The organism is Bacillus sp. M5A3_1b (assembly GCF_053345335.1).
Map to the genome: position 1 here is coordinate 83868 of NZ_JBKEZY010000009.1, position 25558 is coordinate 109425.

Consider the following 25558-nt stretch of genomic DNA (forward strand, 5'->3'; position numbering starts at 1 on the left):
CATAAAGTAAAGTGCTCTATTAGTGCTTTACTTACAGTTCATACATACTATGAACTGCTCATCATTCAACATACAAAAAAAGTTATAGAGGTGAAATAAAATGGGTAAAAGAAAAGCAAATCATACTATTTCAGGAATGAATGCGGCATCTGCACAAGGACAAGGTACTGGTTATAATGAAGAATTTGCAAACGAGCCTTTAACTCCAGCAGAGCGACAAAATAATAAAAAACGTAAAAAGAACCAGTAACGAAAAATCCCAAAAGGTCCATTTCCTTTTGGGATTTTTTCTAATGTTTATAACGTAGTAATTCTGAAACCGTTACAAATCGATATCCTTGTTTTTTCAGCTCAGGTAAAATTTTTGCTAATGCTGCTACTGTTTGACTACGATCATTTCCTCCATCATGTAACAATACGATATCTCCACTTTTAGCATTTTTTACTACATGATTTACAATGGATTCAACCCCTGGATTTGCCCAATCACGCGGGTCTTGATGCCACGACCATAGAACAGTTTGATAACCTGCTTCTTTCGCTGTTTTAAATACAGCATCGTTAATATATCCGCCAGGTGGACGGAATAGTAAAGGTTCTTTCACCCATTTTTCGAAAAATTTCTTTCCATCTAAAATATCATGTTCTAATTTTTCATCCGATGAATTACTCGCATATAAATGATTCATCGTATGATTTCCAATTTCATGTCCCTCTTTTAACACTTGTTTCACTAAATATGGATTACGCTGAACTCGAAATCCAATCATAAAAAATGTTGCTTCTGCTTTATATTGACGTAATAAATGTAAAACTTGCGGTGTATAAGTTGGATCTGGTCCATCATCAAATGTAATGGCAATAATCTTTTCATTATTAGGTACTTCCCACGTTACATAGCCAGTTGGTTCTAGCTCTTTTCTGAGCAACATTTTCGCTTCCACTTTTTCAACTTGAAATATATGTACTGCGCATAATAAACAAAAAACGAATAGAAAAATCTTCTGTTTTAGCATAACGTTCGTCAAAGTAATAAGGTTGTCGAATACACAACAATCTCATTTACTTTTCTAATTGATCTACATTTCGCATAATGTTTTGGAGATTATTTTCGTATTGCTCAAGTTGTGGGCGTTGTGTTTCAGAAGCTACCTCTAACGCATTTTGAATTTGTTCATACGCTTCCTGAACCTCTTGGCGTAACTCTTTTAAATCATGACCGTAGTTTGGATCATTTTTTACAATGTTATTAAATGCGTTTTCTGCTTGTGTAACTCCTTGCTGCGCTGCTTGAAAAGCTTGTTGTTTATCTTTATGATATGGCATTATATAATCCCCTTTCCATAATAGTTAGTCCCATTTATCTTTACCTTTTTTTCTAAAAACATTCTCGTATAAATTTGCAAACTTCTCTCATTCTAAAGAGAAAGAGGAGGTGTCACATACAATGGGAAAAAACAATCGTGAAGCGAAAGAAAAAAAGGGACAACCTGAACCATTAAGCGGATCTCATAAAGTAAAAAACCGTAACCATTCACGCCAAAAAAATCATGCACATCATGATATGTAAAACAAAAGGCTCACACTAGCTACCTTTGCCACATACAATGTTTATATTTTTTCATTTATTCTTCACCCCTACTTCATTCATGCATAACATAGTATGAATTGAGATTTTACGGAGGGTGTCTTACATGGGCAAGAAAAAGAAGGATTGTCTTTTTCATGTTGATGGTTTCGAAGAATGGATGGATCAGTTTTGTTCTGATTCTTGTAGTAACTTTAGTTTCCCAAATCAAATTCATATTGACCTTTGTGAAACTGAACAAGAATACATTTTGGAAACAGATGTACCAAATGTATCCGAACAAAATGTAGTTATTAAAAAGATGGAGACAGGCCTAAATATTTGTATACTTCATAAAAATATTTCTTTGCAGCGGATCATCCCTTTACCCGCTACTATTATTTATAAAAAGATGCTAGCCTGCTTAGAGAATGGATATTTAGCCATTCATATTTCCAAAAATGAAGTTGCTAATAAACATGAAGAAAAAGTTCTTTTTCAAATTGAGAATTAAAATAAAGTAAAGCTTTAATCAATGAGTTCTTACTGCCCGCAAATAGCGGGATAAATACAAAAATAAGCCCCAGTCATCTGCTGGGGCTTATTTTATTTCGCATGTAATTCTAAATTACAATTTTTATCATATCTTTTTTTCAATAAACCTTTTGTAACTAAAAGTACAGGAAATGCTACAGTTGAAATTATAGCTAGCGCTGAAAAGACAATAAATCCCTTTTGATACCCGTAGTAATCGAGAAGTACGCCCCCAAGCCACGGACCAATTACTGCTCCAATTCCTGAAAACCCCATCGCTCCAAAATAGGTTCCTTTTAAATGCGAGACAGCTATATCATCTATAAACACATCCGTCATGGAAAACATGAGAACTTCTCCAATTGTAAAAATAATTGTGCAGACAGCAGCACCTAGCATAGATTCTGCTATTCCAAATCCAAACAACCCCCCGCTCACAAATAAAGTTCCAACCATAATTGATGTTAACGGTGTATACTTTTTACATATTTGAATAACAGGGTATTGAATTACGACTACAACAATCGCATTTAAAGCTAACATATACGAAAACAATGTCACTCCATCCTGAAATATATGTGAATTTGCAAAATATTGAGATACTGTTGTCGTTAAGTGTGAAAAGCCACAATTACTCAAAATAATACCGACTAAAGCAACTAAAAATACGACATCCTTTCGCAATATACGAACTGCATTTAACATTGTGACAGGCTTTTCTGTATTTACTTTCTTTTTTTCAATTGGATACTTCTTAAATTGGAATGCTAATATAGCTGTATATAGAATATATACTCCAGCTGCTACTAAAAAAGGAATTGTAGATTTTGCACTTCCAATCTGTAATCCGACAAGTGGGCCAATCGCTACTCCAACATTTATTGCACCGTAACGCAAATTATATACGAGTAAACGATACTCTGGTTTCGTTAAATCTGATAATAATGCTCTTGATGTCGGCTCAAAAAAAGACCGACATAATCCATTCAAAGCATTTAATAAAAAGAAACTTAAAATATGATTTGCAAGTGAAAAACCTATAAATACAAACACCCAAGCAACCATGGACCATATTATAATCATGTTTCGGCCGAATCGATCCGATAAATTCCCTCCAATAAAACTAGCAAACACTCCAACAAGTGCACTCGTTCCTATAATAGCACCCGTCATTCCAGCTGATACGCCTTTAACAGTCGTTAAATAAATTGCTAAAAAAGGAATACTCATTGACGTGGCGAATCTCGCAAATAAAGTCCCTATTATAATTGTCATTCCTAATGGATGAATATTTTGTAACTTCCCCTTCATCGTTAAACCTACTCTCCCTGTTCTTACATAAAAAAAGAAAGCAAAGGATCTGCTTTCTTTTCCCTTTTTATACTTGAGCTGTTGATACCCGAGCTGTTCTCGTTATGTCCATATCTATGCCATATGTAAACTGTAATTCTTTACAAACATCTTTAATTAAAATTGCTACATTATACTTTTCATTAAATTGTAAAACGATGTTTTCTACTTCTTCATATGTATACTTATATTCCCCTGTAATGACACTTTTTAAATCAAAGCATTCATTTATACAAAGTTGCACAAGCAGCTGGTCATATTTCTCTATTACATCTTCTTTTTTCCACAGTAACTCTTTTACATATAACCGATCAAACTTCACACTTTCTCGATTACAGTCCGTTAAAATCCGGGTCATTTCATTTAATTCTCGATACAATTCAGAAATATTTTTACTTAAACTAAGCAGTTTATCTACGCCGTTTTCATATAACATATTCATTCCACCCCCGCATTTTCTTCTTATTATAGCAAGAAAATTCTAAAAATAGTTTCTTTCTTCTGAAATATTAGGAAACTAATTTCAATTGCTTTACAATGAAACTAGTGAAAACGAAAGGGGAAAGAAAATTGGAGCAAAAATTATATTACACTGACGCTTATAAGCAAGACTTTACTACAAAAGTTATAAAACAAGATTATGATAAAGACGGTAACTTATACGTTATTTTAAACGAAACGGCATTTTATCCAACAGGGGGCGGACAACCATATGATACTGGTACATTAAATGATATCGATGTAATCAATGTAGAAGAGATAAATGGAGAAATTCATCACTTCATTGTAGAACAATTACATACTGAAGAAGTAGAAGGTAAAATTAATTGGGAGCGCCGTTTTGATCATATGCAGCAACATGCGGCTCAGCACATTTTATCTGCTGCTTTTTGGGACCATTTTAACATACCTACGATTGGATTCCACCTTGGAAAAGAAACGGTAACAATTGATTTAGAAACAGAAAATCTTCATACAGAAACGGTTGAAAAAGCAGTACAAATTGCAAACAAAATTGTTTTTGAAAACCATCCCATCCGCATCGAGTGGATGAACTTAGAAAAAGCGAAAACATTCCCCCTTCGTAAAGAACCGACTATAACAGAAAATATACGTGTTGTTATAATTGAAAACTTCGACTACAACGGCTGTGGCGGAACGCATCCGAAACGTACAGGTGAAGTAGGTCCTATTCAAGTACTAGGGTGGGAGCGCAATAAAGGTGGCATACGATTAACGTTTATCGCTGGTTGGCGCACACTAAATTTAATGGGCCAACAACAACAAATTATGAAAGATGTTTCTAAACAATTAAACAGTAGCGAGAGTGATATCCCAGCAAAAGTAGCACAACTTCTTACTTCTCAAAAAGAAAATGAAAAAGCAATACAAACAATGAATGAAAAATTATTATTTGCAGAGGCAAACGAGCTACTTCAACAGCCTTCAGAAAAACATACCGGCATACTTATTTCTAAAGTATTTACAAATCGTTCTATGCAAGAAATCGCAAAGCTTTCTGCCATTATTACAGAACAACAAGAGCATGCCATTACATATTTCGTTATTGAAAATGAGGACAAACTACAATGCATCCTCGCTTGTGGAAAAACAGTCACGCTCGATATGAATGCGCTTTTAAAAGAGGCACTTCCTACAATTGAAGGAAAAGGTGGCGGAAATAAAAAGAGTGCTCGCGGTGGCGGAAAAGCGGTTATGACCGGGGACGAATTTTTAAATCAACTTGTTTCTTCTTTACAGTCAGAAGTGTAAAACATGTTTATGAAGGATAGCTAACTGCTATCCTTCAACTATATTTACAAACCTATATTTTGTTTCAAGCCTTGATAACTCCATGCACTTGCAAAACCTTCACTTATAAGAGTTATAAAAGTTTCCGAAAAACCATATTGACTTAAATCTTTAATCGGTACCATTTGCACATCTTGAATTGGATTATAATCAAACTCATTAGAAGGTAGCGTAATTTCACCTTCAATCCTTTCAAGCAGAAACGTAATATGTAATAAAGATGGACTAGCATCTGGTTTATCACAAACATAGAGTAGATTCTTAATTTTAACTTCTAATCCTGTTTCTTCTCTCATTTCTCGAATCATCGCTTCTTCTAACGTTTCACCATTCTCTACCCTTCCCCCAGGTAAAGACCAATTGCGATTAGCAACTTTTTGCTTTACTAGCAATACTTTTTCATCTTCAATTAAAATTCCCGTAACACGAACTTGCATTACACTTTCCATATGTAATCTCCTCTTCCCGTTATATTTACAAATTAACCCTTCCACAAAAAGAACATACGTTTTATAATTAAAGAAAATTATGGAAGAAAGAAGTTGTTACATCTATGCGTCCACCTTTAACAAAGTCTATATCACTTGAAGATTTCCAAAACTTTTATTGGTTAAAAGCAGAACTCCAAACATTTTGTCGTGAGCATGGTTTGCCAGCTAGTGGCTCTAAGATTGAAATAACCGAGCGTATCTCACATTATTTACATACTGGTAAAATATTAAAAAACAGCTCTAGTCAAAAGGTGAGTAAAGCTTCCCTCTCTTATAAAGAACTTTCTCTTCAAACGATTATTACTAACAATCACCGCTGCAGCGAAGATGTTCGTGCTTTTTTCAAAGAAAAAATCGGAGCAAACTTCCGCTTTACAGTAGCTCTTCAAAAGTTTTTTAAAGAGAATGTCGGAAAAACATATGAAGACGCGCTAACGTTTTGGTATGAAGAAAACGAACGAAAAAAAGATCCTACATACAAAACAACTATTAGCGCGCAGTTTGAATACAATCGTTTCACTCGCGACTTTTTCGAAGATCCAAATAACAAAGGGAAATCAAAAGCTGATGCTATCGCTGCTTGGAATGAAATAAAAGCAAAACCTGGTAGCAATGCTTATGTTCCTCAAAAAGTAGAAAACTAGTCCCTTTCTAGTTTTCCACTTTCTCAAATAATAGCGCAAGCCCTATTCCACCACCAATTCCTAACGTCGCAATTCCATATTTCATATGCTCTCTTTTCGCTTGATAAAACAAATGTGTCACAAGCATAGCTCCAGATGCACCGTACGGATGACCTAGCGCAATTGCACCACCATTTACATTTAATTTTTCGAAAGGAATTTGTAACTCCTTTGCACAAGCAACAACCTTTGAAGCAAATGCTTCATTTATTTCAAAATAATCGATGTCCTCTACTTTCATATTCATTTCATTTAATAATTTGTTCACCGCAAATATCGGACCAGTCCCCGGAAGATTTGGAGCCACTCCAACTACAGCACTACGAACGAAACGAAGTACAGGCTTATATCCTAATTTTCGGGCTTGCCCCTCTTCCATTACAAGAACGGCACATGCCCCATCATTTACACCGCACGAATTACCTGCCGTTACTGTACCATTTTGTAAAAATGCGGGCTTAGTTCTTTTAATCATTCTTTCATACTTCATTTCTCGTTTTATAGACTCATCTAAAGATCCATTAAAAGAAAGTATTTCATCTTGTAAATATCCATTTTCTAATGCTTGCAGTGTCCGTTTATAACTAAGGCAAGCATACTCGTCTTGCATTTCTCGCGTTATATTATAACGCTCTGCAACATATTCAGCTGCCACTCCCATATTAGGATCACCAATTGTTTCTGGTGAAAATCGCGCTCTATTTTGAAAAGGTGATGTACTTGTACTCTCTACTCCTCCTGCAATATAACAATTACCTGCGCCGCCTTGAATGAAATGACATGCAGTACGAATCGCTTCCAATCCGGCACCACATTGCCGGTCAATCGTTACACCAGGAATATGATAGCCAAGTCCTGCTTCTAAAGCAGATAATCTCGCAACATTCCCTCCCGGCCCCACAATATTCCCTAATATGACATCGTCTATTTCTCTCTCAATTCCTTTACTTAAAAACGTAAGAAGCGGCGTTACTAATTGGTGAACTTCATAATCTTTCAACATCCCATTCTTCTTACCAATAGGTGTCCTTTTTGCTTCTACAATAACCGCTCTATTCATATATTTTCTCCAGGTTTTCAATCATATTTTTTGCTGCAATACGAGCGATTTTCCCGCTATTTGTATACGGTATTTCATCTACAAAATGCCATTCTTTCGGTATTTTAAACGAGGATAATCGTTGTAAGCAAAAACTTTTTAATTGTTGCTTCGTAGCACTTCCTTTTACGATGGCGACAGGTTTTTCACCCCAATAACTATCTTTCACGCCAACTACAACTATTTCATCAACAGCTGTATGTTCATGTAATACACTTTCTATTTCTTCTGGGAAAATATTAATTCCTCCAAATAAAATCATATTCTTCTCTCTACCTACTATATATATAAAGCCTTCTTCATCTTCATAACCTACATCTCGCACTGTCATCCAGCCATCCGTAGTCAACTCTGGAACTAAAACCTTATCCAATATGTAGCCCATAAAAAACTGATCACTTTTCACATAAACAGTTCCTATCTCGCCTTTCTGTACTTCTTCTCCTGCTTCGTTACATATTCGAACTTGCACATTGTGACAAGGTTTTCCTACTGAATTTGGCCTTCTATCACTCTCTTCATCAACTAGTGCTGTTACAAAACTTAGTTCCGATGCACCGTAAAATTCATATTTTTGCGCATAAGGAAATATAATCTTTATTTTTTCTTTCGCTTCAGCTTCCCATTTCGCTCCTGACGAAATAATTTTCATTCCATTTTCTATTACTCTATTTTCTTTATATAAAGATTCTAGCATTGTTGGAACTGTATACATGACCGAAACGTGTTCCGTTTCTAACTTATCCAGCACTTGATCTGGAATAAACTTTTTCATAATATGCACCGTTTGCCCTACATATAATGCACTTATTGCACCGTATAAAAAAAGAGAATGAACGAGCGTCCCAGCTATTAAAATAGAATCTTCTTTTTTCATATGGAAGTCATGTATATTGCAATCAAAACTATGAACCCACGATTGTTGTGCACGTAAAAATGCTTTTGCCTTTCCAGTCGATCCTGATGTAAATCCCATATAAAACGGAGCATTTTGTACACTTTCTACAGGATTATATGTAGGAAGATAGTTCTCTATCATTCTTTTCCACTCATCAATTTCAATTACTCTTCCTTCTTCATCCGGTAGATCATTTACCTTATATCGCTCTGTCACAATCATAGCCGGGTTACTGATCGCAATTCTTTCTTTGAGCTCATCCTCTTTCCACTTTATATCTAACGGCACACAAACCCATCCGGCCATAGCAGCACCAGCAAATAGTTGTAAAAACTCCATACTATTTTCTAATACAATTGCTATCGTTTTATTCTGCGATTCTTTTTCATTCAACCAGTTTGCTACTTTACATACTGACTCAAACCATTCTTTAAATGTTAATACTCGATCATTTTCCTTTATTGCTATTTTATTTGTTTGTAAAGAGGCATACTTTTTATATTCTTTTGTAATCCCCATTTGAGACGTCCTTTCTTTACAAAATAATAAAAAGAAACACGCAATGAACGTGTTTCTTCTCTTTCTTATCCCGCATTTGTATATTTCCCACTCTTGAGAGCAGGCGTAATAATATGTTTCAATGAACGATGTAATTTCGTTACAAGAATTGCTACTATAATCGCTTTTATGCAATCACCTGGTAAAAATACAGCACTTACTTTCATCGTCTGCCATATAGAAACATCCATAAAGAAAGCTTGTACAATAATACCAAATACATAAACTACGAAAATACCACCAATTATATTAATACATAATACCTTTATTATAGAAACTTCACGTAAACGCTCAATTAAATAACCAATGACAAACGCTCCAACGATATAACCAAGTAAATATCCTGCACTTGGCCCAACAAATACGCCTGGACCACCGCGTCCACCAGCAAGTAATGGTGCTCCAACTCCAACTATAAGTAAGAAAATAAGCTGACTTAACGCACCAAGACGTGATCCTAACAATCCACCAGCAAGCATAACACCGAGTGATTGTAATGTAATCGGAACTGGTGTAATAGCAAGAGCAATTGGAGGTATTAACCCTAACACTCCCATAATAGAACTAAATAAAGCGACGAAAACTAAGTTTTTTGTATTCATATTTGCTTCTCCTATTTGTAAACTTAAAACGATTTTCAGATAACATATTATAGGAGTTATATTATCTTTCTATTTAGTCTTTGTCAACTTGTTTTAAATATAGGTTTACAAATATTTTTTCAATTATTTCTCTTTATGCAAATGCTCAAGTTCTTTCCGAAGCGCCTGTTTTAAAAACTTCCCAACAGATGTTTTCGGTATTTCTTCCATAAATACAATATCATCTGGTAACCACCACTTCGCAAACTGTTGCTTTAAAAACTCATATATTTCTTCTTTTGTTACTGTACTATTTTTCTTTTGAACGACGCAGGCAATTGGTCGCTCTTGCCACTGCGGATGAGGAACGGCAACGACAGCTGCTTCAAATATAGCATCATGTGCCATTAATGCATTTTCAAGGTCAACTGAAGAAATCCACTCACCTCCGCTTTTAATAACATCTTTCGTACGGTCAACAATTTTCACGCAGCCTTCCTCGTCAACCGTAACGACATCTCCTGTATATAACCAACCATCACGAAAACCTTCGACAGTACGTTCATCGTTATAATAACTTTCAGCGATCCATGGTGCTCGTAAACATAGTTCTCCCATTTCCGTACCATCCCACTTCACTTCACCGTTTGTACCGACTACTTTCATCTCTACACCAGGGACAAGATACCCTTGTTTTGAGCGGATTTCTAATTGCTCTTCATATGATAATTCTGTTTCATAACTTTTTAAACGTGCAAGTGTTACGAGTGGGCTTGTTTCAGTCATACCATATGCATGTACGAAAGGAACATTATATTTTTGCTCAAATGCTTTAATAACGCTTTTCGGTGCAGCAGCACCACCGCATAATATTCTCGTTATACTAGATAAATCGTAACTATTATTTTCTAACTCTTGTAATACACCGAGCCAAATTGTCGGCACACCTGCTGCTATCGTTACTTTTTCAGCTTGAATCATCTCTAATAAAATTTTTGGAGTAAACATTGGTCCTGGCAGTACTTGTTTAGTTCCAAACCAAGTAGCTGCAAAAGGGAGCCCCCAAGCGTTCACATGGAACATCGGTACAATTGCCATCGCCGCATCACTTTCCGATAAAGCAGCTGTATCCGCTAAACCGAGTGCCATACAATGTAATACAGTACTACGATGCGTATATACAACACCTTTTGGGTTTCCTGTAGTCGCTGACGTATAACACATACCAGCAGGTGTATTTTCATCAATATCTTTTACAAATTGGAAAGTTGGATCGCCTTCTTCTAATAGCTTTTCATAATGATATACAGGTTCTAGCGTAGTATTGGGAAGTTCATCTTTATCAGTCATAATAATGTAGGCTTGTACAGTTGATAATTGTGATTGAATATTTTCAACAAGTGGTACGAGATCTTCATCTATAAGTAGAATTCGATCTTCTGCGTGCTGAATAATGTATGAAATATGTTGAGGAGATAAACGAATATTAATTGTGTGTAAAACGGAAGCAATACCAGGAATAGCAAAATACGCTTCCACATGTCGATGATGATTCCACGCTAACGTTCCTATACGCTCGCCTTCTTTAATCCCAAGCTTTTGTAACGCACTAGAAAGCCTTCTCGTCCTTTCACCTAACTGCTTATACGTTAACGTCGTAACTGTATCATGTGTCCGTGAAACAATTTCTTTCTTTGAAAACAGTTTTTCTGCTCTTTCCATCATAGAACTAATTGTTAACGGTACATTCATCATCATATTGTTTATATCCCCCTTTAAAGCGTTTTCATTTTGTTCATTATAACAGATTTCTACAAGTGATTACGACATTTTTCCGTATTTTCTGAATTATTTCTTTGGAAATAATTCAGAAAATATTAAGAAAAAACATACTAAAACTCCTTCTTACGATATATAAATACCGAAATAACAAAAGAAAAGATATATATGATAACGCCAAATATTGTATATAGAATTGAAACGTATACAGATAAATTTAAATTTGATATTGGAAATTGTTCTATTAGATAGCCAATTACACTTTGTAATCCGAAATAAGTAACAAGTCCCCCGCATGCGCCTCCAATTGTAATAACATCAGATTTTTCTGCTCCAAAAACATACAGGAGTGGATAGGCTATCGCTCCGGCATTAAGAATGATGAACGTCCCTAAAGAAACACTATTAAATATACCATCATCAATTGGTGTATCTGAAATGAAACCATGTACATAAAATATGCCATATGATAATACAGTACCAATAATTACAACTAAAAAATAGAAAAGGTAGTGACTTTGTACAATGTTATTTCTAGTAACCGGTAAAGTAAGTACATACTTTTCATAACCTGACTTACTCTCATATTTAATAACTTCAAGTGCAGGAATCGCAGCAAAAAAGATAATAAACGTAGCAATTAAACGGTACATTGAAGCATCACCAAAATAAAAAACGAATCCTGCTCCTAATATCGCTATTCCCATGAACATAAAGAAAGTTCGATACACTAGATAATAGTTTGTCAATAATAAACCTCTCATTTATTTTTCACTCCTCGTTAATAAGACACTCATTTCTTCTATCGAAATGGTTCTATGAGCAATCCCATTTGGTAGTTTATGCACATCTGATACAAGTACATTGAAATAAGAACCATTATTCCTTTTCACCACAACTATATCTTTGTTAATTAAAGTTAGTTGTTCCTCATCAACATCTACAATGGCATAATTGTCCAAAACCTTATTCTTTTCTTCATTCAATAAAATTTCTCCATCTTTTATAATGATAAGATGGCTAGCTATTTTTTCTACATCACTCATAATATGAGAAGAAAGTAGTATACCACCATTACTTTTACTCACAAAACTTTTTAATTCCTCCAACACCTCCTCCCTAGATGAAGGATCGAGACCTCCCGTCGCTTCATCTAGGATTAATAATTTTGCATTATGTGACAGCGCAACAGCTATAGTTAGTTTCATTGACATTCCACGCGAGAATTTACCTACTTTCTCATTAGTAGGTAAAGAGAAAGAATGAACTAATCGATAAAAATTATCTTGATCCCAAGATTCAAACATCTTTTCAAAAACTTTGTTTAGTTGCTTTATCGTAAGATGAGCCGGTAGATTCATAGCATCAAATACGACTCCTATCTTTTCCTTAATCTTGGCATCTTTATTTATATTTTCTTTACCAAATATTTTTACTGTACCATTATCTTTAGAAATTAATTGTAATACTGTTTTAAAGGTTGTTGATTTCCCAGCTCCATTGTTACCAATGAATCCAACAATTGATCCAGACCGCACATTGAAGGAAACATCTCTTAAAACAACTTTATTTCCAAATGATTTACTTAAATTTTCAATTTCTAGAAGATTTGACATCATTACACTCCTATCTTAACTTTTAATAAAAATATGTTTTCTCCTATTAAAAATTATCCACTTTTTCTCTCACTTTCTTTTTCAGTTTAAAAATAAGACGATTACTATATTCTTTATTTTCTACTAAAATTCGATACGCCTCTAATACTCCTAACATACGAACAAAAAGATAAACTCCGATAGCAATAAGTACAACACAATAAAGGTGATACTGTACTAATTCTCCTGAAGTGATATGCTTTTTCTCAAACAAAAACGGGATTGCGCCTGCGGCTATAAAACAAAATCCAATGATCATTACTGCCGCATACTTTTTCTTAATAATTGCATATCTTTTTGTCAATTCTTTTAGAAAGTTTTGATCAAATAATAGTTCTTCTTTTTTCAATACATTGTATCGACTCTCTTCTATCGTCGCCGGTACCATCATTGCTCCAATTCCAAGGACAGCAATGATAATGACAAGAAATGTCGACATTGTTGCATTTTCTTTAAATAATAAATACGGTATTGTCGATAAAATGAGCAAACTAAATCCTAACGCAATATATTTAGAAATTTTTTGCCCATACACTATATACCCTTCTGCCATTTCCTGACTTACGTAATAGCCCTCCACATTTTCATTACTTTGCTCAGCAGTTTCTTTTAATAAATAGTCGAGTGATACTTCAAATACATTTCCAATCATTATTAACTTTTCAGTTTCAGGAAAACCTTGACCGTTTTCCCATTTACTAACCGCTTGCCTTGTTGTGTTTAATTTTTCAGCTAATGCTTCTTGAGAAAGGCCCTTTTCCTTTCTTAATTTAAAAAGCTTTTCACCAAATCCCATATGTGTGTCCCCCTTTGTTTTCTTAACTAAATTGTATGTAAACATTACCCTTATCTCTATCTTCCTGCAGTTGCACTTTGTAAACTTATGGTTGCGATTGTGTTATATAGCCGTTTTCTATACGATTTAGCTAGTTTTCTTCTATGATTATGGCGTTAATAAAATACCCTCTCCCAATAACCAATTATAACAATTAAAGGTAATTACTGTTACAAAAAACAAAAACTCCCTTATTCATTTAAAGGAGTTTTCGATATGAAGTATTCCAATAAGGGTTAATTTGTCTTCCCCATATTGATTCACACTTTCTTCTATACATTTTTGTATGTTGTGCAACGATTAATAAGCATCCCACACAGTATATGTTGTCATCTCTTTATATAAAGACATACTCATATATATATGTAAAATATTACTCCTCTAACTTCCCTAATAAAAACACTTCTCCATAATTATAACGGCTTCTGCTTAAACTTTTCATAATGTCGTACTTTTAATAAAAGGATATTCCCGCAATCTGTACAAATATAAACATCTACTGGTGAAGATGTGAACATCGTCTCCTTTTTCCGTATTTGTGCATAACCGACAAACTCCCCTTCTCCTATGTTATGAGAACCACAATTAGAGCATGTCTGCACGTCTTCCTGTTTCATGAGAGCACCACCTTTAATCTGTTTCCACTCCCTTCGACAGTTCACTTCCATTTCCCTTCCAAAAAACCTCTTATTCTCTTACATTTCAACAGGAATCTCCGAACAAACATCGTATATGTACTATGAAATATATTTATTGACGGAGGAATATTATGAGTACAATTATGACACTCAATGCAGCTCAAGAAATTGAAAACGCAGAAATACATATGCTCTCTTCTAGACTACAAGCACTACAAGCGTTAGCTGAAAATCCAATGCAAATACAAATGAAAAAGTTCGGGAATGCCACTGCCTTTTCATCAAAAATAATTTTTGGTCCTGCTTTTAACACAGTAAAAGGCGTTACCTTTACAAATACAGATGAGATAGATGAAATCGTCTCTTATTATCAATCGCTACAAATCCCTTGTCGTTTTGAAATTACACCCGCTCAAGGTACAGCTGAATTATTTCAATACTTATCTCAAAAAGGATTTTACCAATCCAGCTTCCATACCGCTTTATATAGTATACCGAGAGAAGATCCATCCCTACTTACTTCTAACATTTCAGTACGCCAACTAAAAGAAAATGAATTTCATATTTTTGCAGACATATATGTACGTGGATTTAACATGCCACCCTTTACAAAAGATGGCGTACGCCAAAATAACGAAATTCTCTACAATAAACCTGGCTGGCATTTTTTCATAGCCGAAGTTCAAAATACTCCTGCAGGCATTGGTGTCCTGTATATAAATAATGGGATTGCTTCATTAGCTGCTTCTGGTACTTTGCCAGAATTTCAGCGTAAAGGCTGTCATACTGCCTTAATTCAAAAACGAATAGAAAAAGCTCTAGCGAAAAACTGTCATTTAATAGTCGGACAAGCAAGGTTCGGTAGCGGAAGTCAAAATAATATGGAACGTGCCCATATGAAAATTGCTTATACAAAATCAATATGGACTGCAAAAGACATGTAATTTACATGCTTTTTCTTCTCATTACAATTTTATACATTTCATGACAATTCCTTTTCTATCCTATTAATCATTTGAATATTCAAACTATATTTGTTACGCTATTACTAGATACATCGTTCAACTTGCAATATGAAAAGAGAATTCTAATCAAACTACAAGGAGGAGAAATGTATGACTAAGAATGATCATGGTTTAAAGGAAAAAGTAGAAGGTGCCATTGATAAAGTAAAAGGTGAAGTAAAAGAAGTTGTCGGGAAAGTAACTGACAATAAGAAATTACAAGCTGAAGGAAAATGGGATAAAGTGAAAGGCACTGCTAAAGATACGGTTGGTAATGTAAAAGAAAAAGTTCATGAATATAAGGAACATAAATAAAAAAACACGTTAGATGTATTTCCATCTAACGTGTTTTTTTATTTTATAAAATTTTATCTTTACTTTATATACATAATGAACCAAATGACATACAATATATTTTTATTTCTCTATACTCTTTGTAAGCGGTTCTTTAAAGGCATTTCTATTCCACACAGCAAAAACAATAAGAGAAATAATAAAGAATACAACAAGACATATACCCAAATAATCAAAATTAACTACCTGTATGAGATTCCAAAACGGGCCCTGTAAATTATAGCTTTCAATAAGCAAAGATAATAGTTGATAACCCCCTATTAAAAAAGCCGTTATAACAGATATTGAGGTAATTAATACGTTATATGAATTTCTTATTCGACTATTTTCCATTGCCCACTTATAATTCGTATTCATGAATGTACTATCTAATGTATCCATCAATGACATTCCTGCAGCAAACAAAATGGGAAAAGCAAATATGCTTACAAGCGGGATAGATTGACTTGTTGCAGTTACTGTAGAAAGAGCAATTAATCCGATTTCACTTGCTGTATCAAAACCAAGACCAAATAAAAAACCGATTATATACAATTGCTTTTGACTATCAATAAACGTAAATAAGCGTTGCGTGAAACGGTATATAAATCCTAAGTTCTCTGGCTGCTTATCCTCTTTGCTTCGTAACACTTTAATAAGATACAACAGATTGGTAAGACCGATAATAATAAGAAATGTACTAGAAACAATTGTTCCGATAATACCGCCTATAGTAGAAAAACTCTCCATTCCATGTTTTGCTGTTTTTCCAATTAAAGCAATTAATAAGATCATCACAAATACTACAGTAGAGTGTCCTAATGAGAAGTAAAACCCCACCCCCTGTGAGTTTTTACCTTTTTCAATTAATTTTCGAACAGTATTATCAATTGCGACAATATGATCACTATCAAACGCATGACGCAATCCTAAAGAATATGCAATAATAGCCATTCCAATTATGCTATTACCTTTATACAGTGCAGGTAATAATAAGAGAATTCCGAGCACATGAAGAAATATAATAATAACAAAAAAATTAGTTGCTTTTTTCAGTTCACTTTTCCACATAGTTACTAACCCTTTCTACTTTAGATTGAATACTCTTGAAAAAGAAAAGTGCTATAATAAAAACTACAATCGTTATAATAGTCACTAAAATAATTACAAAATCATTTAACATGCCTGTATGATTTGTAAGTTTTAACAGGGCTGGTATCGTTGCAGTAATCCAAGATTCAATGAAGCAAACAATCCCTACATAAATATGAATCTTCTTTTTCAACCCATCTTGCAGGAAAAATAAAAACCAAAGGAACGCCCAAAAGAACCAAATTATTGTACTTTGTAGACTTCCACTCTCATGTAATTGATTCACTATTCCCATAACTGTTGCAATAATAGCAACCCAAAGAGAATAGTAACCTACACCTGAAGAATCAAGTTTTAATATATTCGTAAGGCCAACATATAAATAAGTAAAACCAAATAAAAAAATAGTTCCATTAGATAGGATAGTCCACTCATCAGATTGACTTCCTCTAAATAATAAATATAATGGTGTCAAAGTTTGTAATGCCCCTACAAATAAATTGAAGTACCCTACACTTTTGCTATCAATGAGTTTAAAAGCTGCTAGTGCATTCATAAATAGAACTGCACCGACAAATAATAATCCCACATTAGTCATAGTATCCCCTTCTCCTACTTAATATTTTCGATAGGATGTTAATTCTTCATGTAGACAATTCTCTCTAACAAAACGATGACACTGAAAAAATATAGACTCCATATCCTCTGTATTATGACTAAGTATGCGTATGACAAAACCTTTACATGGCGTAGAAGATATTCCAATCTTCATATTATTAGTGTTAGAAAGCGAAGTTTTCAATGCTGCAATTAAATCATTTGTAATGTTCTCATTAATAACTATGAAAGTACCATAATGGGAATATTGATTTAATATTCCCATTTGATCTAACGACTCTTTTAAAGGGTTTAACAATAGATGATCATAAACTACAAGTTTGTTTTCCATATATATTTTTGTTAGCGAATCAAAATACTGGTATGTGAACTTCTCCATATTTGGAGACCAACCAGGCGTAACTGAATCGCATAAAATCAATGTAGAATTATTTTGCATATATATATTTGCTTTTTGCTTATATGCTGCATCCTTGTACATAATTAACGGGTCTGGTAAATACTCCATAACAGCATTTTCACCAATATAAACATTCAATTCTTGCAAAGCATAACTATTTGGAGTCTTGTAAACTTTCGTTGCTGATTGGCTTGTTATATATGTTTTCGCATCTTCATGAACATTTATATTTATAGAATAGAAATCTCCTTTTAAATAACCTCCACCAGAATTCATGATATAGTAATATGCTCTACCATAATCGTCCAAATATATTGGCTGTGTTACTTTTAAGGCATCTTTATGATAAACCTTAATAGGTACCGTTTTATGTCTCTTTTCCATCACATCAATGCTTAAGACACCTGTAGGGGCTTTCATTTCTTCAATCCTTCTAACATGATGTTTTGTCGCATCCAATTTATTAATCCCTGTAAACCTTCTTCATCCTTCAAATTTGTAAAAAAATATGGTTTATTATGTCGGTAATTTTTCGTATCCTGCTCCATAACTCCAAGATCAGCCCCTACATAAGGTGCCAAATCCGTTTTATTAATAACAAATACATCAGATTTGATCATTCCTTGTCCACCTTTACGAGGAATCTTTTCTCCTTGTGCCACATCGATAATATAAATTGAAAAATCCACTAGCTCTGGACTAAATGTGGCAGCTAAATTATCCCCCCCACTTTCAATAAAAATAATATCTAAATTACTATGTCTAATCATGAGCTCTTCAATTGCTTCAAAATTCATAGAAGCATCCTCTCGAATTGCTGTATGTGGACACCCTCCTGTCTCTACACCAATAATTCTATCTTCTGGCAAAACACCTGTTTTCAATAAAATCTTTGCATCTTCTTTCGTATAAATATCGTTTGTAATCGCTGCAATTTCATAATCTGTATTTAAATATTTTGTTAACTTTTCAACTAACATTGTTTTCCCAGCACCTACCGGGCCACCAATACCAATTTTAATAGGCTTTATCATTTTATTTTTCCTCCCTATGACATGAAGACTCTTATATTCACATCTTCATGTTGCATTTGATTTATTTCGAATTCAGGATCATTCAATCCAAAATCCTCTAATGAAAGCATTTGAATTCTATCAATAGATTCACAGATCAATTCATGGCATTCTTGTAATAGTTTTTGACCATCTGTTTGTCCAAGAGGAATGGCTCTCACACCATTTTGAATAATGCCTCCAACACTTGAATATAAGAAAACTAAGAGCGTTTCTTCTATTGTCATTTTCAATTCCGCCCCTAATATTCCGTATACGATACTAGGATGTCCTTGTAATCTATTACAAAAAATATTTTCTTTGTACACATTTAAATTTGCAAATGAAAACAATTCACAACACAACTTAGAGGTGCTTTTACTAATCATTCTATTTGCTTTTCTACATTCAAAGGGCAATGTTTGTGCCGTTATTAATTCATCTAAAAATGTAATTTTCTTATCATCATTATTCTTAATGGCTTCGTAAGTATATTTGCAAATTAAGCCGTCCGTGTGTGTTAATTGCACTTTTACATATCGATTAATCCATTTGAAAAATTCTCCTTTATTTGTAACTTGTCCCTCTTGAATAAATGTTTCTAATCCAAAAGAGTGACTAAAACTTCCTGTTGGGAAATTCGAATCACTAATTTGGAGTAGGTTAAGTAGGTTAAATATGTTTGTGTGAAGCATGCTTGAACGGTTTTGGTAATACTCTATTTTCTTTTTGATAAGGAACACCTTCCTTTTTGAGTAACTCTTCTACTAAGTAGTCGTTCGCCAAAATCATACACCCTTCATCGAATTGTGCTGGCAAATGTCTATTTCCTAAGTTATGCGCAATAATCCCCATTTCTTTTATTGACGTTGGAGTAATTACAATTACCTCTTCTGGTAACACTTCAATATATACAATACGATGTTCATCCTCATATAAAATATCACCGTTCTTTAATGTTTCCCCATTATCTAAAGACACTCCAATTTCAAAACCAGATTCTGAAAATAATTTCTGAACCCTCTTCAGTAAAAGTTCACTAGAAATCAATATTTTATCAAGATGCTTTTTTGTATTTGAAAAATCATTCATATTGCATACGTTGTTATTAATTTTTTCAATAATCATTTTATCTCCCCCGTTATATCAAAATAAAAAATATCTTTGAGCCATAGGTAATACATCTACTGCTTCACACGTAATAACTTGTCCATCAACTTTAACTTCATATGTCTGCGGATCTACTTCCATTTCTGGTGTTGCATTATTCAGCTTCATATCTTGCTTAGAAATCTCTCTCGTATTTTTAACAGGTAATACAACTTTATTTAAACCTAATTTTTCTTTAATATTATTCTCGTAAGCTGCTTTGGATACAAATGTAATCGAACTTGACTGTACTGCTTTTCCATATGCACCAAACATCTTTTTTTCATAATATGGTTGTGGTGTAGGGATCGAAGCATTCTCGTCTCCCATTAATGCCATCACTACCATCCCGTTTTTCAAAACCATATCTGGCTTAACACCGAAAAATTGGGGATCCCATATTACAAGGTCTGCATACTTTCCTACTTCAATAGAGCCAACATATTCTGAAATCCCATGTGTAATAGCTGGATTAATTGTATACTTAGCTATATAACGTTGAATTCTATTATTATCGTTATATTCTTTATCTCCCTCTAAACTACCAATCTGCTTTTTCATTTTATCGGCCGTTTGCCAATTGCGAATAATAACCTCTCCAACCCTTCCCATCGCCTGTGAGTCAGAGCTAATCATGCTGAAAACCCCTAAATCTTGCAAAATATCCTCTGCCGCGATTGTTTCTTTTCGAATCCTTGAATCTGCAAACATTACATCTTCCGGAATATTCGCTTTTAAATGATGACATACCATAAGCATATCTAAATGTTCATCCAGCGTATTCACTGTATATGGTAAGGTCGGGTTCGTTGAAGAAGGTAAAATATTATTCAGTGCAGCAATCTTTATAATATCTGGTGCATGCCCACCTCCAGCTCCTTCAGTGTGGTACGTATGAATAACACGATTATCAATAGCTTTTATCGTTTCTTCCACAAAACCACATTCATTTAACGTATCCGTATGAATAGCGACTTGAATATCATATTTATCAGCAATCTGTAACGAGTGATTAATCGCTGAAGAAGTCGCTCCCCAATCTTCATGGATCTTTAATCCGATAGCTCCTGCAAATATTTGTTCTTCCAGGGCAGGTAAACTTGAGCTATTTCCTTTCCCTAAAAATCCAAGATTTATAGGGAAAGCTTCTGCTGCTTCTAGCATCTTTCTTAAATTCCAAGATCCAGGCGTTATTGTAGTTGCCTTAGTACCCTCTGCTGGTCCCGTTCCCCCACCAATTAAAGTTGTTATACCTGAAGCTAATGCTGTATCAATTTGTTGTGGGGATATGAAGTGCACGTGTGTATCAATACCTCCAGCTGTAACGATTTTTCGCTCACCAGAAATTACTTCCGTTGATGTTCCAATGATGATATCAATATTATCCATAACTGAAGGATTACCACTCTTACCAATTGCTGAAATCTTTCCATCTTTTATACCAATATCTGCTTTATATACTCCTGTATAATCAATAATAATTGCATTGGTAATAACAACATCCACAACACCCTGTTCCCTTGTAAGTTGCGAATTTTGTCCCATACCATCCCTAATTGATTTTCCTCCACCAAAGACAGCTTCATCACCATATACGGTGTAATTTCGATCAATATGTGCGAATAATTGTGTATCCGCTAAACGAATAGAATCTCCTGTAGTTGGACCATATAAATCAGCATATTGTTTACGTGACATCTTAAAACTCATGCTATCTCCCTCTTTTTTTGTAAGATTGAATATCGCCATCCACTTTATTTTTAAATCCATATACTTCTTGCTTCCCTGAGTATGGAACTAATTCAATCGTTTTTTCATCCCCAGGCTCGAATCTTACCGCTGTACCCGCTGGAATATTTAAATGTTGTCCAATTGCTACACTACGATTGAACTTTAACGCCTCATTCACTTCATAAAAGTGGTAATGAGATCCAATTTGAATCGGTCTATCTCCCTGATTTAACACCTTAACTTCCGTTACTTTTTTATTTTCATTACATACTATGTCTTCTTTCGCAAGGATATATTGCCCTGGAATCATCTCATTCACTTCCTTTAATGAATTGGTTGATGAATAGTTACTAATTTTGTTCCATCAGGAAAAGTTGCCTCAACTTGAATATCTGATATCATGTCTGCAATACCATCCATAACATCTTCAGCACTTAAAATGGTTTTTCCAAGCTCCATTAATTCCGCTACATTTTTACCATCTCTTGCTCCTTCCAAAATTTCATACGTAATAATAGCGATACTTTCTGGATAGTTTAACTTAAGCCCCCTCTCCTTTCGTCGATAAGCTAAATCAGCCGCAACAACTACTAGCAGTTTATCAATTTCTCTTGGCGTTAATCTCATTACATTCTTCCTTCCTGAAGTGTTTTAAAACTAAGAATATTCTAAAAATAAATAGTGTACTTCCAATGTCCTTTCCGTGTTTTCTCCATGTTTTTTTGCTATCAATCAAATAAAAAAAGAGCCCATCGGCTCTTTTTACTTCCCTTCATTCTTCTCTAACACATACAAATCTTCTTCAATATTAGATAGTTTCTCTATTACAAGCTTTCTAGCATCTCCAATTGCTTGATTGTATGCAAACGGTCCTACTAATTTAATCATTTCTTCTATTAATCGCTCTGCTTGGAAACGTCCAATTTCATCTAAATCTTCTTCAACGAAAAATTGCTGAATTTGTGCCACAAGCTCTTCTTTTTTATCATTTGGTATTTTTATATTCATCATCATTTGTTACTCCTCTATATTTAAGTTAGTCCGTTTCTTAACTCTACCATAGAAAAACGCTTTCCAGGACAACTTTTTGTAACGCCCTCTAGCTCCCTATGACCGAGTATATTTTCTTTCTTTATAGCAAACTGCTTCATAAACATTTTACATAAAAAATATAATGCATTCATTTGTGCGTTAGTTGGATCATATTTATCAAAATTACCCGTCATACATATTCCAACTGTATCCCTATTATTATCTTTCGCATGTGCTCCAATATGTAAACCTCGCCCTTCGACTACAGTTCCATCTTCTTCAATAAAATAATTGTAACCGATCCCGCTCCACCCTCTTACTTTTTGATGAAATTCATGTGTTTTATACACATCCCATCCATCTTCGGATGTATGGTGGATAATCAGTTTATTAACTTTCTCTAAAGGAACTAATTCATCTTGAAATGTTAAATTAACATATTTAATTTCCATTCGAACATCCTCCCCTTAAAAATCAATGATCATAATTGTTTTATCATCTGGTCTTATTCTCTTTTCCCCTTCTAGCTCTTCAATAATTGCTACATATTCACTTATACTATTCTTTCTTATATATGCAACAGTTTGTTCAAGTGGCCAATCTGGGTGGAATACTCCGTCTGAACAAATAAAAATCCCGCTCGCTTCATCTATATGTAGTTCACCATGTTGTAAATAATGTATCGCTTCTTTCATTCCATTTGCAACGGAATACCCGCCCTGCATATTTGCAAGATAACGATTATATTTTAACTGTTCTCGCACATCTTGAAAAACATGTTCTTCTGGTACAGATAACCCTTTTTTACGATCTTCTTCTCTCTTCTTTTTTGCTCGTTTACTAATTCCTTCAACCGTGTCTTGCGTTAATACTTGCATCGTTCCATTTTGAAGTATTGCGACAATCATACAGTCCCCTAACTGTGCGTATTCAATTTTCTCACCATCTATTTGAACTGCCGCAATACATGTACACCACAAATGCTCTTTCTTTCTCGTATCTACTTCATACTCTAACATTTTGCTTTGCAATGCTTCATTTGCTTTTGCAACGGCAACTTGCAAACTATGATTTTCACGTAATGAAGCAAAATAACTTGCAAATAAATGCGAAGCGATGTATGCTCCATTATGTCCCTTTTCATCACGAAACGGGACGAGCGGTGTTGCACCATCACATACACCATACATCTTTTTTTCTTCATTACAAAAATAAGAATCCTCACATTCTTGCTTCAACGGGCTTTTCTGTTGATACGTTTTTATCCTCATATCTGTATCCCCTTTCAAATGAAAAAACACTCGAAATATTTTGATTAATCTAATTTTCCGAAATAAACTGTTTTTACCCAAAACTTTTAATATCATATATAATCTTGAAATAATGTGAATTTTTTAGTGAAGGACGGGAAAGAGATGGTCAGATTTCTTGGTGTTATTATCGGTTCTATTATTATTGCGATTGCATTTAATCTTTTCCTTATCCCCCACAAAATTTTAAGTAGTGGAATTGGCGGAATTGCTATTATTTTAGGGATTGTAACCCCTGTAAACACGGGTATTATTAACTTTGTATTAAACTTACCTATCCTTATTTTAGGTTACATAGGTCTTGGAAAAAAAGTGATTTTTAACACTGTTATCTCTGTTATTGTATTATCTGTTGCATTATACTACGTTCCAGTAAAAGTCGTAGCAACAGACCCACTTTTATCATCTATCTTTGGTGGTGTCATTGCCGGAGCTGGTATCGGCCTTGTTTTTAACTGTAATGGATCAACTGGTGGATTTGATATTATCGGTATGCTATTGTCTCGAAAAAGAGACATTAAACTTGGTGGATTCCTTATTATTTTAAATGCAGTCGTTGTAATAATTGCAGGATTCTTCTTCACTTGGGATGTTGCTCTTACAAGCTTACTTTCAATTTATGTAACTGGTAAAGTGATCGATGCTATTCATACGAAACATCGAAAGGTTACACTTATGATTGTAACAAATGAAGCAGAAAAAATGAAAAAACAACTCCTTTCAACTGTTGTACGTGGAATTACATTACTTGATGGCGAAGGTGCTTATTCCAGCGAAAAAAAACGTGTACTTATGACCGTCGTTTCTCGTGAAGAATTAACAAGTATGAAATTAACAATTTCCGAAATTGACCCTCATGCATTCGTTAACATTACCGAAACGGTTGAAGTATTAGGATTGTTTAGAAAAGGTTAAAAAACTAGGTGGATTCCCACCTAGTTTTTATTTTCCATAAATTCAATTCGATTTCCGAACGGATCTGACACATAAAACCTAATTACATCTAGCCGTGCATGATCATCTATTACTTCAATACCTTGTTTGATTAATTCTTGTTTAAATTCATCAATTTTTAAAACATAAAAAGCTGGATGCGCCTTTTTAGCTGGGGTGAAGTTTTGCTCAACTCCAATATGAATCTCTTGATTTCCACACTTAAACCAGCACCCACCACGCTTCTTTAATTCCTCCGGCTTCGGTATTTCCTCCATACCTATTTTTCCACCATAAAACGCTCGTGCTTCTTCTTCACATCCTACAGGCGCAGCTACTTGTACATGATCGATACCTTGAATATAATGTCTCATTTTCTTTCCCCCTCTTCTACCCTAATGTTATAAAGAAAACCTACTTTTGT

Annotated in this window: 34 protein-coding genes; 8 read left to right on the top strand and 26 right to left on the bottom strand. The window is 34.3% G+C overall.

What is annotated here, in order from left to right; all coding sequences use genetic code 11:
* Positions 1–100 precede the first annotated feature (100 nt).
* Positions 101–250 carry an acid-soluble spore protein SspO gene (gene sspO, locus ACLBWW_RS22240; RefSeq protein ID WP_000518057.1) on the top strand — a complete coding sequence of 50 codons (150 nt, stop codon included), beginning with the start codon at positions 101–103 and terminating at the stop codon, positions 248–250.
* 40 nt (positions 251–290) lie between these two features.
* Here sspO and pdaB read toward each other — a convergent pair whose 3' ends face one another.
* A complete protein-coding gene (gene pdaB / locus ACLBWW_RS22245) occupies positions 291–1016 on the bottom strand; it encodes a polysaccharide deacetylase family sporulation protein PdaB (RefSeq protein WP_095205706.1) in 726 nt (241 codons plus the stop codon).
* A 46-nt stretch (positions 1017–1062) separates the two neighbouring features.
* On the bottom strand, positions 1063–1326 hold the full coding sequence (locus ACLBWW_RS22250; RefSeq protein ID WP_001146295.1) for a hypothetical protein: 264 nt from the start codon (positions 1324–1326) through the stop codon (positions 1063–1065).
* Between the two features lie 121 nt (positions 1327–1447).
* On the opposite strand from ACLBWW_RS22250, the gene ACLBWW_RS22255 reads away from it, so the two are divergent.
* Together ACLBWW_RS22255 and ACLBWW_RS22260 are read left to right on the top strand one after the other, a co-directional pair.
* The gene (locus tag ACLBWW_RS22255; RefSeq protein ID WP_000517650.1) at positions 1448–1570 is read left to right on the top strand and encodes a small acid-soluble spore protein P; all 123 of its coding nucleotides are present in this window, start codon (positions 1448–1450) and stop codon (positions 1568–1570) included.
* Positions 1571–1694: 124 nt separating this feature from the next.
* Entirely contained in the window at positions 1695–2081 is a 387-nt protein-coding gene (locus tag ACLBWW_RS22260; protein WP_048544065.1) for an Hsp20/alpha crystallin family protein, read from the top strand.
* 92 nt (positions 2082–2173) lie between these two features.
* On the opposite strand, the gene ACLBWW_RS22265 is transcribed toward ACLBWW_RS22260, so the two are convergent.
* The gene (locus ACLBWW_RS22265; RefSeq protein ID WP_098078803.1) at positions 2174–3412 is read right to left on the bottom strand and encodes an MDR family MFS transporter; all 1239 of its coding nucleotides are present in this window, start codon (positions 3410–3412) and stop codon (positions 2174–2176) included.
* 67 nt (positions 3413–3479) lie between these two features.
* Positions 3480–3887: a hypothetical protein gene (locus ACLBWW_RS22270; protein ID WP_000965133.1), complete on the bottom strand. Its 408-nt coding sequence runs from the start codon at positions 3885–3887 to the stop codon at positions 3480–3482.
* 134 nt (positions 3888–4021) lie between these two features.
* Between ACLBWW_RS22270 and ACLBWW_RS22275 the strand changes: the two genes are divergently transcribed.
* Positions 4022–5224, top strand: coding sequence for an alanyl-tRNA editing protein (locus ACLBWW_RS22275; protein ID WP_176520830.1), 1203 nt, complete (start codon positions 4022–4024; stop codon positions 5222–5224).
* Between the two features lie 44 nt (positions 5225–5268).
* On the opposite strand, the gene ACLBWW_RS22280 is transcribed toward ACLBWW_RS22275, so the two are convergent.
* Positions 5269–5712 (bottom strand): NUDIX hydrolase, encoded by a 444-nt coding sequence (locus tag ACLBWW_RS22280; protein ID WP_000446730.1) that lies wholly within the window; start codon positions 5710–5712, stop codon positions 5269–5271.
* A 104-nt stretch (positions 5713–5816) separates the two neighbouring features.
* Between ACLBWW_RS22280 and ACLBWW_RS22285 the strand changes: the two genes are divergently transcribed.
* On the top strand, positions 5817–6398 hold the full coding sequence (locus ACLBWW_RS22285) for a DUF6434 domain-containing protein (RefSeq protein WP_001247733.1): 582 nt from the start codon (positions 5817–5819) through the stop codon (positions 6396–6398).
* A gap of 7 nt (positions 6399–6405) precedes the next feature.
* Here the strand turns inward: ACLBWW_RS22285 and ACLBWW_RS22290 are convergent, their stop codons facing one another.
* The 8 genes from ACLBWW_RS22290 to ACLBWW_RS22325 all read right to left on the bottom strand — a co-directional run bounded on the left by ACLBWW_RS22290 (position 6406) and on the right by ACLBWW_RS22325 (position 14459).
* Positions 6406–7497, bottom strand: coding sequence for an acetyl-CoA C-acyltransferase (locus tag ACLBWW_RS22290; RefSeq protein ID WP_098078798.1), 1092 nt, complete (start codon positions 7495–7497; stop codon positions 6406–6408).
* Positions 7490–8953: an acyl-CoA synthetase gene (locus tag ACLBWW_RS22295; protein ID WP_447614242.1), complete on the bottom strand. Its 1464-nt coding sequence runs from the start codon at positions 8951–8953 to the stop codon at positions 7490–7492. The genes ACLBWW_RS22290 and ACLBWW_RS22295 overlap by 8 nt, the downstream gene beginning before the upstream one ends.
* Before the next feature lie 65 nt (positions 8954–9018).
* Positions 9019–9594 carry a biotin transporter BioY gene (locus tag ACLBWW_RS22300; RefSeq protein WP_447614243.1) on the bottom strand — a complete coding sequence of 192 codons (576 nt, stop codon included), beginning with the start codon at positions 9592–9594 and terminating at the stop codon, positions 9019–9021.
* Between the two features lie 123 nt (positions 9595–9717).
* Positions 9718–11331 carry a long-chain fatty acid--CoA ligase gene (locus tag ACLBWW_RS22305; protein ID WP_447614244.1) on the bottom strand — a complete coding sequence of 538 codons (1614 nt, stop codon included), beginning with the start codon at positions 11329–11331 and terminating at the stop codon, positions 9718–9720.
* A gap of 134 nt (positions 11332–11465) precedes the next feature.
* Positions 11466–12116, bottom strand: coding sequence for an ABC-2 transporter permease (locus ACLBWW_RS22310; protein WP_048544081.1), 651 nt, complete (start codon positions 12114–12116; stop codon positions 11466–11468).
* On the bottom strand, positions 12117–12968 hold the full coding sequence (locus ACLBWW_RS22315) for an ABC transporter ATP-binding protein (RefSeq protein ID WP_000067342.1): 852 nt from the start codon (positions 12966–12968) through the stop codon (positions 12117–12119).
* Positions 12969–13014: 46 nt separating this feature from the next.
* Positions 13015–13803, bottom strand: a complete 789-nt coding sequence (locus tag ACLBWW_RS22320; RefSeq protein ID WP_447614245.1) for a helix-turn-helix domain-containing protein — start codon at positions 13801–13803, stop codon at positions 13015–13017.
* 452 nt (positions 13804–14255) lie between these two features.
* Positions 14256–14459 carry a hypothetical protein gene (locus tag ACLBWW_RS22325; RefSeq protein WP_447614246.1) on the bottom strand — a complete coding sequence of 68 codons (204 nt, stop codon included), beginning with the start codon at positions 14457–14459 and terminating at the stop codon, positions 14256–14258.
* A 152-nt stretch (positions 14460–14611) separates the two neighbouring features.
* Here ACLBWW_RS22325 and ACLBWW_RS22330 point away from each other — a divergent pair, with 152 nt between their 5' ends.
* Positions 14612–15424 carry a GNAT family N-acetyltransferase gene (locus ACLBWW_RS22330; protein ID WP_098078787.1) on the top strand — a complete coding sequence of 271 codons (813 nt, stop codon included), beginning with the start codon at positions 14612–14614 and terminating at the stop codon, positions 15422–15424.
* Between the two features lie 171 nt (positions 15425–15595).
* Entirely contained in the window at positions 15596–15799 is a 204-nt protein-coding gene (locus tag ACLBWW_RS22335) for a CsbD family protein (protein WP_048544094.1), read from the top strand.
* Between the two features lie 102 nt (positions 15800–15901).
* On the opposite strand, the gene ACLBWW_RS22340 is transcribed toward ACLBWW_RS22335, so the two are convergent.
* The 12 genes from ACLBWW_RS22340 to ACLBWW_RS22395 form a co-directional block, all read right to left on the bottom strand.
* Positions 15902–16888 carry a HoxN/HupN/NixA family nickel/cobalt transporter gene (locus ACLBWW_RS22340; protein WP_447614247.1) on the bottom strand — a complete coding sequence of 329 codons (987 nt, stop codon included), beginning with the start codon at positions 16886–16888 and terminating at the stop codon, positions 15902–15904.
* Complete coding sequence (locus tag ACLBWW_RS22345; protein ID WP_447614248.1) at positions 16875–17507, bottom strand: AmiS/UreI family transporter; 633 nt, start codon at positions 17505–17507, stop codon at positions 16875–16877. The genes ACLBWW_RS22340 and ACLBWW_RS22345 overlap by 14 nt, the downstream gene beginning before the upstream one ends.
* Before the next feature lie 18 nt (positions 17508–17525).
* Positions 17526–18347 carry an urease accessory protein UreD gene (locus ACLBWW_RS22350; RefSeq protein ID WP_048544100.1) on the bottom strand — a complete coding sequence of 274 codons (822 nt, stop codon included), beginning with the start codon at positions 18345–18347 and terminating at the stop codon, positions 17526–17528.
* Positions 18344–18961 carry an urease accessory protein UreG gene (gene ureG, locus ACLBWW_RS22355; protein ID WP_000594929.1) on the bottom strand — a complete coding sequence of 206 codons (618 nt, stop codon included), beginning with the start codon at positions 18959–18961 and terminating at the stop codon, positions 18344–18346. The genes ACLBWW_RS22350 and ureG overlap by 4 nt, the downstream gene beginning before the upstream one ends.
* A gap of 14 nt (positions 18962–18975) precedes the next feature.
* Positions 18976–19674 (bottom strand): urease accessory protein UreF, encoded by a 699-nt coding sequence (locus ACLBWW_RS22360; RefSeq protein WP_048544104.1) that lies wholly within the window; start codon positions 19672–19674, stop codon positions 18976–18978.
* Positions 19652–20107, bottom strand: a complete 456-nt coding sequence (locus ACLBWW_RS22365; protein WP_048544106.1) for an urease accessory protein UreE — start codon at positions 20105–20107, stop codon at positions 19652–19654. The genes ACLBWW_RS22360 and ACLBWW_RS22365 overlap by 23 nt, the downstream gene beginning before the upstream one ends.
* Before the next feature lie 18 nt (positions 20108–20125).
* Entirely contained in the window at positions 20126–21838 is a 1713-nt protein-coding gene (gene ureC, locus ACLBWW_RS22370; protein WP_048544109.1) for an urease subunit alpha, read from the bottom strand.
* 1 nt (position 21839) lies between these two features.
* Positions 21840–22169 carry an urease subunit beta gene (locus ACLBWW_RS22375; RefSeq protein ID WP_048544111.1) on the bottom strand — a complete coding sequence of 110 codons (330 nt, stop codon included), beginning with the start codon at positions 22167–22169 and terminating at the stop codon, positions 21840–21842.
* A gap of 14 nt (positions 22170–22183) precedes the next feature.
* Positions 22184–22486 carry an urease subunit gamma gene (locus ACLBWW_RS22380; RefSeq protein WP_001241328.1) on the bottom strand — a complete coding sequence of 101 codons (303 nt, stop codon included), beginning with the start codon at positions 22484–22486 and terminating at the stop codon, positions 22184–22186.
* Between the two features lie 135 nt (positions 22487–22621).
* Entirely contained in the window at positions 22622–22873 is a 252-nt protein-coding gene (locus tag ACLBWW_RS22385) for a DUF2164 domain-containing protein (protein WP_041184504.1), read from the bottom strand.
* Between the two features lie 17 nt (positions 22874–22890).
* Positions 22891–23343: a peptidoglycan recognition protein family protein gene (locus ACLBWW_RS22390; protein ID WP_048544113.1), complete on the bottom strand. Its 453-nt coding sequence runs from the start codon at positions 23341–23343 to the stop codon at positions 22891–22893.
* A gap of 15 nt (positions 23344–23358) precedes the next feature.
* Positions 23359–24162, bottom strand: coding sequence for a protein phosphatase 2C domain-containing protein (locus ACLBWW_RS22395; protein WP_048544115.1), 804 nt, complete (start codon positions 24160–24162; stop codon positions 23359–23361).
* 144 nt (positions 24163–24306) lie between these two features.
* On the opposite strand from ACLBWW_RS22395, the gene ACLBWW_RS22400 reads away from it, so the two are divergent.
* On the top strand, positions 24307–25116 hold the full coding sequence (locus ACLBWW_RS22400) for a YitT family protein (RefSeq protein WP_048544117.1): 810 nt from the start codon (positions 24307–24309) through the stop codon (positions 25114–25116).
* Positions 25117–25136: 20 nt separating this feature from the next.
* Here ACLBWW_RS22400 and ACLBWW_RS22405 read toward each other — a convergent pair whose 3' ends face one another.
* On the bottom strand, positions 25137–25508 hold the full coding sequence (locus ACLBWW_RS22405) for a VOC family protein (protein WP_048544119.1): 372 nt from the start codon (positions 25506–25508) through the stop codon (positions 25137–25139).
* Positions 25509–25558: the final 50 nt, after the last annotated feature.